Raw genomic sequence first — 12714 nt, 5'->3', positions numbered from 1 at the left:
TCTACAATCCGACCCACGACACAGGCTCGGCAATTAAATTTGATGCCGTGTGACAGTTAGTGATGAAGTTCTTGATTTGCCTGCCGTAATTGATGAGTAGAGGAAACTTTTATTCCTCATAAGTCAATGGTGCCGGCATGGCAATGATCTTGAACACCAATATGGATTCGCTGTTCGTCCAGCGGGCGCTGGCGCGCTCGTCGGCCGACATCGCGACGTCGCTGCAGCGCCTGTCCAGTGGCTTGCGCATCAATTCGGCGAAGGATGATCCGGCGGGTCTGGCGATCCGCGCAGCGCATGTCGGCGCAGCTGCGCGGCCTTTCCCAGGCTGGCCGCAACCTGAACGACGGGATCTCGGTGGCGCAGACGGCCGAGGGGGCGATCGGCGAGCTGGGCAACAATTACCAGCGCATCCGCGAACTGGCCGTGCAGGCGGCCAACGACACCAACAACGCCAGCGACCGCCAGGCGATCCAGATCGAAGCCAGCCAGCTGGTGCTGGAAAACCGGCGCATCGTGGCCGAGACACGCTTCAACGGCATCGCGCTGCTCGATGGCTCGTTCGCCGGCGCGGTGCAGGCCAGCGACCGCGCCGGCGACACCATCGATTTCTCGATCGGCGCCATGCTCACCAGCGAAGATGCCGACATCGACATGGGCAGCCATGCCGACGCCACCGCGGCGCTGCAGTACATCGACGGCAAGCTGGAGTTCCTCAACCAGCAGCGCGCCAGGCTGGGCGCGATGCAGAACCGGTTCACGTACGCCTACGGCAATGCCATGATGGCCTCGGAAAACCTGGCCGCGGCGCGCTCGCGCATCATGGATACCGACTATGCCGCCGAAGCCTCGAAGCTCACGCGCGCCCAGATCCTGCAGCAGGCCGGCTTCGCCATGCTGGCCCAGGCCAACTCGGCGCCGAGGATGATCCTCGAACTGCTGCGCCAGTGATCCGGCGCGCCCGGCCGCTTCACCGTTTGCCGAACTGCCGGTCCAGCCAGTCGTACGCGTGGTCCTGCGCTTCCTTCGGGAATTCATGGCCGCCCGGCCGCACGATCGCCTCGAACTTGTCCGCCGCGCCATGGGCCTGCCACACCTTGCCCATCTTCGCATACGCCGCGCGCACCGCGGCCACGGGGAACAGCTTGTCCGTTTCGCCGGCGAAGAACAGCGTGGGCTTCGGCGCGGCAAGGCTGGCCACGTCCGGATGATCGAGGTAGCGCAGCAGGCCCGGATGCATCATCTGGAAGGCGGACGAGCCGCGCAGCTGGTTGCTGCCGGGGACCATCAGGCCTTCCGTGGTGGCCATCCAGTTCGAGGCGATGACGGCGGTGACCGCGTCCGACAGCGCGCCCACCTGCCATACACGGAAGGCGCCCATCGAGAAGCCCAATGCGGCCACGCGCTTCGTGTCCACTTCCGGCAGCGACGCCAGGAACTCGGCCGCACGGACATCTTCCAGCGCCATGTTGCCGGACATCGAGCTGCCCAGGTTGAAGAAGTTCGAGGCCAGCGCCTGCTGCTGTTCGCCTGTCAGCGGGCCGCGGTCGCCCCAGCCCACGGCATCCGTGCACAGCACCACGTAGCCGCGGGCGGCCAGCGCATCGCCCGGCCAGCGGCCGGAAAAGTGCTTGTCGGCCCAGGCCTTGGCGGAAGCATGTTTCGCCCCATCGGCCGCGTTCACCGTACCGAAAGGCTCGATCATCTTTTCCTTGCCGATGTCGAACTTGCCGCCGTGATCGTGCAGCATCAGCGTCGCCGGATGCCTGCCGGCGGACTTCGGCACCAGCAGCAGCGCGCGCACGCGGCTCATGCCGGTCAGGTTGAACACCACCTGCCGCGCCACGTAGCTGCCGCGATCTTCCTCGGCGATGACTTCGGCCTTGAACGGCGTGCGGTCGGGCTGCTGCAGCGTGGCTTCCCACACTTTGGCACGGCCCTTCTCGCGCCACGCTTTCAGGTCCTTCACGGCCGGCGACCATGCCATCGGATACGTCATCTTCGCCTTCAGCGCGGGAGCGAAGACGGGCATGTTGTGTTCGATGCCGGGGGATTCGTAGCTCTGGGCGGCGGCGGCGGCGGCCAGCAGGAAGGACAGGGGGGCGGACAGCAGGGCGGTGCGGCGATTCGTCATTCGGTCTCCTTCGGTCTCCTTGTAGGTGCAGGCATTTTGCCACGCTGGATTCCTTTGTGAAATTGCAATACGATGGGCCAGCTTTCGCATCGCGATGAAAGCGCCCGGGTGCCTATAACAAGTCCAAGGAGTCCTTCATGTCCCGTCGTGCCGTTTCCGCTGTCGTTCCCGTACTGTGCCTTTCCCTGCTGACCGCATCCGCCTGGGCGCAGACCGAGCCGCCGCAGCCCGCCACCGAGCCTGTCGCCGGCACTGCCGCCGCACCCGGGGCGCCGCCGGAACAGATCCTCGTCGTCGGCCAGAAACCCGGCCCGGGCCTGTGGAAGGTGTCGAAGGACGATCACGTGATGTGGGTGTTCGGCATCTACGGCCCGCTGCCGAAGAACATGGAATGGCGTTCGCAGCAGGTGGAAAAGATCATCGCCCAATCGCAGGAACTGATTACCGCGCCGAGCGCCAACCTGGGCATGGGCTGGTTCCGCAGCCTGACCGTCCTGCCATTCATGATCGGCATGGAAGATAACCCGGACGGCAAGGTGCTGGGCGACCTGGTGCCCCCGGAAACGCACCAGCGCTGGCTTGCCTTGCGCAAGAAATACCTGAAGGACGACGACGATTTCGAGCGCAAGCGCCCGCTGTTCGCCGCCGGCGAGCTGTCGGAGAAGGCCATGTCCGCCGCCGGGCTGTCGAAGCAGATGGACCTGACGAAGAAGGTGGTCCAGATCGCCGAGCAGAACAAGGTGAAAGTCACGTGGGCCACGGTGAAGATGGAGCTGGACAGCCCGGTCAAGGCGATCCGCGAATTCAAGAAGACCCCGCTGGAAGACGTGGCCTGCTTCACGAAAACGGTCGACCGCTTTGAAACCGACCTCGATGCGCTCCGCGCCCGCGCCAACGCCTGGTCGAAAGGCGATATCGATGCGATCCGCGGCCTCGATTTCTCGGAGCAGGAAGCGGCATGCCTGAACGCGGTGCAGAACAGCAAGGTGATGCAGGAGCGGGGCCTCGGCGACATCGACGGCAAGATGCGCGCCACCTGGATCGGCGCCGCGGAAAAGGCGCTGGGCACTAACAAGAGCACGTTCGCCGTGCTGCCGCTCCGGTTCATCCTGGGCAAGCACAGTTACCTGGCCGAGCTGCAGGCCAAGGGGTATGTGCTGGAACAGCCGGAATAAGCATGCTGACACGCACCGGCCGCACGCCGGTGCGCGGCTCATGTCAACCCATGCTATTTCATGATTACCGGCGGGCTCCGCGGGCCTGCTTGGTATGCCGGTATTCCCGCACGCGAATAAACCTGGGGATAGTCGCTAAATCAGTGCCCGATTAGTAATGCTGAGCAGAACAGATAATTTCCCCGCGGTTAAATAATATGCCGCCAATGAGAATGCGGTACATCCTTGATTAATCTCAAGTGTCCGCAGCAAGGTGGTAACGTGCCGCCATGCGCTGGAGATAATCGAGCATAACCGCCGGCGCGGATCGCACGCCATGCCATGGCTATTACTAGCATCCATGAATCGGCTTTCAAATCGCCAGCCGCGAAGTCGCTTGCACCTGGCAGGGCGCGCGATTATAAATCGACTTTTCTCCGTATTATCTGGATAATAACGCGGATGAATTCGTTACACCCGGTTCCAGAGCGGCCGATGTATCCAGCCACCCCAGGCAGTTTTACCCGGAACGCCTTCGAGCACCACCCGGCTGCATTTTCCGAACGCACTGTATTTCCAAACACACTGTACTTTTGAACGCCCTGCACCTTTGAACATACGCGCCAGCGTGCTTTCTCGAATCGGTCCACGCTGCGCGGCAAACCGGACATTCATGACACGATGGATACGAACGTTAACGGAGCACTTGGCGCCGGATTCCAGCTGTTGAGCAGGCTGCGCCAGCACAACCGCCTGTTGCGCCTGGATTTCCCCAACGCCGACGGGCCGGATGCCCTGATGCTGGCCAACCGGCTCGACGCCACGGAAGGCCTGTCGCGCGATTTCCGCTTCGTGGTGGAAGTGATTTCGAACGATGCCAATATCGCCCTGAAGGATGTGCAGGGCAAGATGGCAACGGTCGAGCTGGTGCGCGAAGACGGCAGTCTCCGCTACTTCAACGGCTACGTGTTCGAATTCCGCCGCGATGGCAGCGATGGCGGACTGGTGTTCTACCACATGGTGCTGATGCCATGGATGGCCTACCTGCGGCTGCGGCGCGACAACTACCTGTTCCACAACATGACGGTTGCCGAGCAGACGCAGGAGATCCTTGCCGATTACCCGGTGGCCACCGCGCAATTGCAGATCACCGGCGACGATCCGGAAGTGACGTTCGCCTGCCAGTACGACGAATCCGATTACAACTACCTGCACCGCCGGTGGGAGCAGCTGGGCTGGCATTACCGGTATGAGCACAGCGCCGATGGGCACACCCTGGTGCTGTCGGACGATTCCGTGCAATCTCCGCCCATCGAAGGCGCCCGGACCGATATTCCCTTCCAGAGCGAAGCGGGCAGCAACGAGGATGACGGCCTGGCGGGATGGACCTCGATACGCCGCCTGGTCCCCGCCAGCGTGGCCCTGTCGAGCTTTGATTTCAAGAAGCCGCGCCCGGTCGCGGTCGACCTGCCCTCGATCAATGAACAGGGCGACGTGCTGCGCATGGAATCCTATGCCTATGCCGGAGCGTTCGGCTTCAAGGATCGCGCGGACGGCGAGGCCCAGGCGCGCATCCGCTCCGAGGAGATCGAGGCGAACGGTAAATCCTTCGAGGGGTTCGGCAACGATCGCACCGCGCAGCCCGGCCGCAAGTTCACCCTGAGCACCCACTTCGATGCCGAACTCGGGGCGGACATGGACTTCCTCATCGTGGAAGCGCATCACACCGCGAGCAACAACCTGCAAGACGGTTCCGATGCGCCATCCCACTATGCCAACCGGATCAGCTGCAGCCGCATCCGGGTGCCATGGCGCCCCGGCCGCGGCTACAACAGCACCGAACCGAAGATCTACGGCCTGCAGACGGCCATCGTCGTGGGGCCACCGGGCGAGGAAATCTATACCGACGAGTATGGCCGCGTGCGTGTCCAGTTTCACTGGGACCGCGTGGGCCAGTTCGATGACAAGAGCTCGGCCTGGGTGCGCGTTGCCACCGCGTGGTCCGGCGCGAACTTCGGCATGACATCGGTGCCCCGCATCGGCTCGGAAGTCATCATCCAGTTCCTCGACGGGAATCCGGACCGCCCGCTCCTGACCGGCATGGTGCCCAACGCCGACACCATGCCACCGTGGCCGCTGCCCGCCAACAAGACACAGAGCGGCATCCTGTCGCGTTCCACGCCGGGCGGCGCCTACGAGAACGCCAACGCCATCCGCTTCGAGGACAAGAAAGGCTCGGAGCAGCTGTGGCTGCATGCTGAAAAGGACCAGCTGACCGAGGTCGAGCATGACGAGGACAAATGGGTGGGCAACGACCGCCGCAAGACCATCGACCGCGACGAGAACAGCCATATCAAGCGCGACCGCACCGAGCAGGTGGGCCGCAACGAAAAGATCAGTATCGGCGCCAACCGGACCGAGGACGTGGCGAAGAATGAAACCATCAGCATCGGCGAAAACCGCACGGAAGACGTGGGCGCGGACGAAAACGTCAGCATCGGCGGCAGCCGCCACGTGGTGATCGGCAAGGTCAAGACTGAAACGGTGGCGCTGGCCAAGATGCTCACGATCGGCGGCGCCTACCAGACCTCGGTGGGGGCGGGCATGAACACGACCGTCGCGCTGATGCAGGCGGAAGAGGTGGGCCTGTCGAAGACGGTGGTGGTAGGCCAGAAGATCTTGTTTACGGCTGGCGAGGAATTCAGGATCGAAGTCGGCGACAGCACCTTCGTGATGCGCAACGATGGCCGCATCGAAATCTCGGGCAAGGAAGTCATCATTCGCGGCTCGAAGAAGGTCGAGGTGCATGGCGACGATGTCGACATCAACCCGCAGGGCTGACATGGCGGCCCTCCCGGATTTTCCGTCCCTGCGGTTCAGGAACGACACGGATTTCGATGCCCTGCACTTCGATACGCTGGACCAGCATGACGTGCCATTCCACGTGATCGCCGCCAAGACCGGCTACACGCTCGGCCCGTGCGGCAGCGATGGACTGGCCACGCTGGTGCCGCTCGATTCCCCGGCGCCGCTGCACCAGCAGGACCGCCACTACGACGACGACGTCGATTGCAGCGTGCGCGCGGAAAGCGACCTGGCACCCTATAAGCCGCGCTGTGACGTCATCGTCGTCGGCGATGCCTGCGCGCCGGCAGGCCGTGCGGCGGCATCGTTCCCGGTCGCGCTGCGGGTGCAATACCCGGACCAGCCGTTGCCGGCGCCGGAACCGCCTCGCCCGCTCAATCCTTTCCAGCCCGTGTCGCCGGCGGCCCAGCAGCGCTGGCGCGCCCAGGCCGAGCAGGCGGCACGGCAAGTGGTTCCCGGCCGGCGGCTCATCGACAAGGTGCTGCAGGTGACGGGAAGCCGCGAGCTGCGCCGGCGCACGAAAGCACTTGGCCTGCTGCGGCCTGCCACGCTGGGCGCGATCGGATCGAGCCCATGGAAGCTCACCCAGCCCGCGCCCGCGCTGCGCGTGCCGGTGCGGTATGAAGTTGCCCAGGGCGGCCAGGTCATCGTGGAAGGCAACAGCGCAGCCGCGGAACGGGTGCCGCAGCGCTGGCGCCTGAGTGCCGCGCAGCAGGCGCAGTACGGGCACATGGAGGTTGCCCCGGCCGCCCACGACGCGTGCCAGGCCAACCCGGCGGGCCGGGGCTTCGCGCCCGCGTGGTACCTGGACGCCGCCAATCCAGCCAGTCTTCCGGCGCCGCAGGTCGGCTATCCCGGCGCGCCCTTCACGGCCGACCTGTTCTGGGCGGCCTGCCGCGGCAAGGCCGGGTTGACGCCGGCCGGTTTCGGCTTCGTCGGCCGGGCATGGCTGCCGCGCCGGGAGCTCGCCGGCACGGTGGACGGCAACGCGGCGTGGGATGCCGACGATGTGCCCCGCCTGCCGCCGGACTTCGACTTCGCCTACTGGAACGGCGCCCCGGCCGACCAGCAATGCGACCATCTCACCGGCAAGGAGCGCTTCGTGCTCGTCAACATGCTGCCGCACGATGCGCCATCCGTGCGGATCGATGGCGACGGCAACAGCGTGCTGGCGTTCACCCTGCCGGCGCAAGCGCTGTTCGCGCTGGCGGCTGGCGAGGACGGCGCCGTCGCCGCCATGCCGCTCGCCATCGATACGGTAGTGATCGACACGCTGGCCGGCACCGTCGAACTGACCTGGCGGCTTTGCCTGGTTGCCGATGGCCGGTTCGCCGACGCCCGCCTGCTGCATGCCCATACGCCGGAACAGCTGGACCGCCTGGCGCTCTGGAACGAGCCGGCCGCCACCGCCGGCGACACCCAGCCCGCCGTTCCCGCCTGATTTCCCAGACCGCCATGGCCCACGAAACAGTCACGAAATCCAAGCGCTTCTACTGCGTCAGCACGCTTCCCGACATCTGCAAGACCCCGGTCGGCAGCACCGTCGTGCCGATCCCGTACACGATCACCGGCGAATTCGCCGATGCGCAAGCCGTGTCGGCCAACGTGAAGACGCACGGCGAACCAGCCTTCCTGCATGGGCGCAGCTTCATCCCGGCGGTGAAAGGCGACGAGCGGGGCACGGTCGGCGGCATCAAGAGCGGCACCAACCTGAAGAAGGTGGAGAGCCTGGGCAACAGCTCCACCAAAGGCGCCAACGGCACGCAAACGGTGCAGGAATCGCGCTTCGTGTGGATGAACAACCGCAACACGATCGGCCGCATCTACGAGCGGGGCGTGCAGGCGCCGCGCAGCCGCCTGCAGCGCCTTGGCGACTGGCTGAAGGAAGGCGCGAAGGACGCGGCCCAGTACTACAAGGACAATGTGTCCGCCGACATGCACGAGTTCGGGCAGGATGCGATGGACGTCAGCGGCGACATCGCCATGGCCAGCGCGGCAACCGGCGTTGCCGGGGTGGCCGTGGGCGCCACCGGCGTGGGCCTGCCGGTGGCCGCTGCGATGGAAACGGCCGCCGCGGCGGGTGGCGCCACCAGCGTCGTGGTAGGCGGCACCGGCTACGCGGCCGATAGCGCGGCCACGGTGCTGGACAGTGCGGCGGACTTCATCCTGACCGGCAAGACGCCCGACGTGGCGGGGATGGCGAGCGGCATGGCGGTGAGCGCGGTCGAGAACCTGGCCCTGAAGAAGATTCCCGTCGTCGGCGGTTGGATCAAGAAATGGCTGCCGAAGAAAGCCACGCCGGGATCGACTCCGCCGCCGGCGAAACCCCCGGCCAAGGCGGGCGGCGGCAACGACAAGGATGGCCACGACGGCGGCAAGACCAAGCAAAAGAAAGAGCCGAAAAACGACAAGCCTTCCGACTGCTGCCCGAAGGATGGCGCCCCCGGCGGCAAGGCCGTCAAGAGCGCGCACCCGGTGCACTTCGGTACCGGCGAGGAGATCCTGCCGCAGACCGATTTCGTGCTGGACGGCCCCACGCCGCTGGACTGGACCCGCACGTATCGCTCCGGCTCGGAAACGGAGGACTGGGGCTTGCTGGGCGCACGCTGGGCCACGCCCTATACCAGTTCGCTGTCCACCTGCCCGCAAGGCACGGTCTACCACGAAGCCAGCGGCCGCGCGCTGCGCCTGCCGGCACTGGCGCCGGGCCAGCAGCATGACCACCGCGCGGAAGGTTTTGTGCTACGCCGCGACAGCGACACGCACTTCACGCTGACCTGGCGCGACGGCAGCACCGACACGTTCGTGCTGGGTGGTGACGGCTGGCTGCCGCATGGCTACGATGGCGTGAACGCCATGCTGAAGCCCCGTGACCCGGTGCGCACCCGGCGCTTTTACCTGACCCGCCGCGCCGAGCGTGATGGCACGGGCATCACCATCGAGCGCTTCCAGCAGGCACGCCCAGACGAAGTGCTGCTGCGCGTGCGCACCGACGATGGCATGGTCATCGAAGCGCTGCGCGACGCATGGCTCCCCGCCGAGCTGGAAGCGGACCGCCCGGCCGCGCCACGCATCGGCCAGGTCGACCAGGTATTCGCCGACGGTACCCGTGTGTGTCACGTGCGCTATCGCTACGAGGCCGACGTGCCGGTGGTGCCGCCCGCCGATACGGCCGCCGGTTCGTTCGACGCACTGCCAGTGCGCTGTGACCTGGTCGAGCAGTTCAACATCGCCGGCCAGTCGCGCACCTATGCGTATAAACACCACCTGCTGGTGCGCTACACCACGTATTCCGGTTTCGCCCACGGCCTGCATTGGATCAGCCTTGCCGCCTTGCGCGAACGCTGGGCCGGCATCGGGCTGGACGACGCGCGGCTCGCAGAGCGCAATCCGGTCGGCCTGCACAACAGCTACCAGGCGCGCGCCGTACGCACCACCACGGCGGACGGCCGCAACGAAGTGGCCATCGCCTACCTGGACGAAGACACCACCCGCGTGACGGAGCCGGACGGCGGCGTGCTCGAATACACCTTCAACGCCAGCTGGCTCGCCACCTCCGTGCGCCGCGTCGGCCCGGACGGCAGCGCGCGCCCGCTGGGCCGTCGCGAATGGGACCGCCACGGCATGCTGCTGGCCGACATCGACGCCGACCGCGCGGAAACGCGCTACGGCTACGATGCCGCCGGCAATCTGACCACCGTCACCGATGCGCAGGGCCACGTCACGCGCATCGGCTACGGCCCCGACAACCTGCCGGTCACGGTGACAGATGCCCTGGGCCACGCCACGCACAGCCGTTACGATACGGCCGGCCGACTCGTCGAACGCACCGATGCACTGGGCCGGCACACCGGCTATGCCTACGACGACAAGGGCCGGCTCGACACGGTGACCGATGCCAAAGGCGGAAATAAACGCCTGGCCTACGACAGCGCCGGCCGCCTCGCCTCATACACCGACTGCTCGGGCTTCACGTCGCGCTACCACTACGACGCGGCGAGCCGCCTGGCCGAGCAGGTCGACGCGATGGGCAACACCACGCGCTACCGCTACGACACGATGGGCCGCGTCGTCGAAGTCGTCCATCCGGACGGAACCACGGAAGGATTTGAATACGACGCCGATAGCAACCTGCTGGCGCACATCGACGGCAAGGGCCAGCGCATGCGCTACCGCTACGACGGCCACGGGCTGCTGGTGGAGCGCATCGATGCCAAGGAACAGACGCTGGGGTATCGCTACGACAAGGCACTGCGCGTGACGGAACTCGTCAACGGCAACGACGAATCGTACTTCTTCACCTACGACGCCGAAGGCCGCCTGACCAGCGAGACCGGTTTCGACGGCAAGGTCACGAAGTACGTCTACAGCAACGCCGGCCATTTGGTGGCCAGCGAATCCGCTGGCGTGCGCGTGGATTTCGCACGCGATGCCCTCGGTCGCCTGCTGGCCAAGAGCAATGCCGATGGCGCCGTGCGCTACGCCTACGATGCGCTGGGCCGCCTGATCGCCACTTCTACGCGCGAGGCCGAGCACCGCTTCATGTACGACCCGGTCGGGCAACTGATCGACGAACGCGCGGCCTATTCGCCCGGGCCGGCACTATTGCCTGGACAGGAAGTCGAACCCATTGCCGCGTTCACGATGACGCATGCGTACGACGAACTGGGCAACCGCATCCAGACCATCCTGCCCAATGGCCGGCGCATCGACATCCTGCGCTACGGCAGCGGGCACTGGCATGGCACGCTGTGGCAGGGGAGGACGCTGGTGGATCTGGAGCGGGATCACTTGCACCGCGAGACCGTGCGCGAGCTGGGCAGCGGCCGCGAACGGTTGACGGAGCGCCGCAGCTACGATCCGCAGTCGCGCCTGAGCAGTTTTACGCTCGACCGTGGCCACGACCGCCTGCGCGAGCGGCACTATGAATACGATGCAGCCGGCAACCTGGTGCATATTGATGACAAGGTGCGCGGGAGCATCCGCTATACCTACGATCCGCTGGGGCAGTTGCTGTCGGCCGTGCAGCCTGGATTGACCGAGACGTTTGCGTTTGATCCGGCTGGCAATTTGCTTGATCCGGGGCCGGCGGCTGCATCTGGTTCTGCATCTGCTCCGATCGATACGCGCAAGGTCATGCGGGAGCTCGATGAGCAGCCTTCGCCTGGCACTCGGCCTCCGGCGCGCTTGGCCAAGGTGACGCATAACCTGCTGTTGCAGTACATGGGGTATGCGTATGAATACGATGTGCAGGGCAATACCATCGTCAAGCGGCCGCGCCTTACCGCAACGGCCAACGAAGAGGGCGTGCTGACGTTTTCGTATGACGCTGACAATCGGCTGACCACGGCTATTCGTACCTTCCCGAACTCTCGGGTGGTTGCGCGGTACAGCTACGATGCGTTCGGGAGGCGGATTGCAAAGCGGGTCGATGAGCAGCGGTGGGGGAGTGGGGAGGAGCCGCCCCCTGTTGGCCAGGCGCACACTGGCAAGCTCACCCTGTTCGTGTGGGATGGCGATGTGATGGTGCAGGAGATCGTCGCTGACAAGACGGTGACGTATGTGTATGAGCCGGAGAGTTTTGTGCCGTTGGTGCGGGTGGAGTCGTTGGGTGGTGTTGACACCTATTTGCCATCTTCTACGCATATGGGGGACATTGGTGATTGGCGACTGTCTGCCGTAGAGAAAGTGCCGGATTCGCACGTCTATGTGTGGCGGGAGCAGCAGAGTAAGGATCGTGAGCAACAGCACCTAAGGCATTGGCAATCGCGGCTCAGTGATGCCGATACCGTGGCAAGTCGCGATGTGACTTTGTATTACCAGTGCGACCACTTGGGGACGCCGCTGGAGTTATTCGATGAACGTAGCTTTGTCAGATGGGCTGTGCATTATCGTGTATGGGGGCAGGTATCAAAGCAAGCACGAAATATGGTGGAGCAACCACTGAGGTTCCAGGGGCAATATCATGACTCTGAAACTTCATTACATTACAATTTTCATCGCTATTATGATCCCGATTCTGGACGATATGCAACGCAAGATCCTATTGGCTTGTCTGGAGGAACGAATAACTATTTATATACTCCGGATCCGGTGATTTGGATTGACCCATTAGGCCTGCGGAAACGTCTAAATCCTAAACAAACATACGAGACTTTTGCGGGGAATCACGCGCGTCCTCTTGCCAATGGGCGTATGCCTATAAATTCGTGCTTTGCGGGTAAGGTGATGAAAGGCAACGACCTCCCCGCAAATGTTCGCGGAAAATATCCACATGGAGTACCATTTAATATGCTTGGGTTCCCTGATTTTTCGCGGTATGCTGCAACTACTGTGTATGTTCGAAAATTCAAAGGTGACAGCGTCGATTTTAGAAAGGCAAACGAAGCTACATTCGGGAAAAACAATGAATGGGGTGATAAGGCTCCAAAAGGGTTCACGTGGCACCACCATCAAGAAAACGGTAAATTGCAGTTGATACCGAAAGATATTCATGATGCCGTAAAACACACTGGAGGAGCATCCTTAGCAGGATGCAGGGTCCGATAACTAATATTGAAA

Annotated in this window: 6 protein-coding genes and 1 pseudogene; 6 read left to right on the top strand and 1 reads right to left on the bottom strand. The window is 64.1% G+C overall.

Annotated features, from left to right (window positions below; all coding sequences use genetic code 11):
- Positions 1-137 precede the first annotated feature (137 nt).
- Both OU994_RS31810 and OU994_RS30765 read left to right on the top strand, forming a co-directional pair.
- A pseudogene (locus OU994_RS31810) lies at positions 138-233 on the top strand (flagellin FliC); the annotation flags it as partial.
- A 64-nt stretch (positions 234-297) separates the two neighbouring features.
- Positions 298-951: a flagellin gene (locus OU994_RS30765; RefSeq protein WP_373922518.1), complete on the top strand. Its 654-nt coding sequence runs from the start codon at positions 298-300 to the stop codon at positions 949-951.
- Between the two features lie 19 nt (positions 952-970).
- Here OU994_RS30765 and OU994_RS30760 read toward each other — a convergent pair whose 3' ends face one another.
- Positions 971-2134, bottom strand: coding sequence for a dienelactone hydrolase family protein (locus OU994_RS30760; protein WP_281608991.1), 1164 nt, complete (start codon positions 2132-2134; stop codon positions 971-973).
- 137 nt (positions 2135-2271) lie between these two features.
- Here OU994_RS30760 and OU994_RS30755 point away from each other — a divergent pair, with 137 nt between their 5' ends.
- From OU994_RS30755 to OU994_RS30740, 4 genes are all read left to right on the top strand, one after another.
- Complete coding sequence (locus tag OU994_RS30755) at positions 2272-3309, top strand: TraB/GumN family protein (protein ID WP_281608990.1); 1038 nt, start codon at positions 2272-2274, stop codon at positions 3307-3309.
- 660 nt (positions 3310-3969) lie between these two features.
- Positions 3970-6129: a type VI secretion system Vgr family protein gene (locus tag OU994_RS30750; protein WP_281608989.1), complete on the top strand. Its 2160-nt coding sequence runs from the start codon at positions 3970-3972 to the stop codon at positions 6127-6129.
- 1 nt (position 6130) lies between these two features.
- Entirely contained in the window at positions 6131-7594 is a 1464-nt protein-coding gene (locus OU994_RS30745) for a DUF2169 domain-containing protein (protein WP_281608988.1), read from the top strand.
- Between the two features lie 14 nt (positions 7595-7608).
- A complete protein-coding gene (locus tag OU994_RS30740; protein ID WP_281608987.1) occupies positions 7609-12702 on the top strand; it encodes an RHS repeat-associated core domain-containing protein in 5094 nt (1697 codons plus the stop codon).
- The last annotated feature ends 12 nt before the right edge of the window (positions 12703-12714 follow it).

Origin of the sequence: Pseudoduganella sp. SL102 (assembly GCF_027856995.1) — a bacterium.
Taxonomy (GTDB): Bacteria; Pseudomonadota; Gammaproteobacteria; order Burkholderiales; family Burkholderiaceae_D; genus Rugamonas; species Rugamonas albidiflava.
Note: the sequence above shows the minus strand (reverse complement) of the source record. Positions and strands in the feature narration are given on the sequence as shown.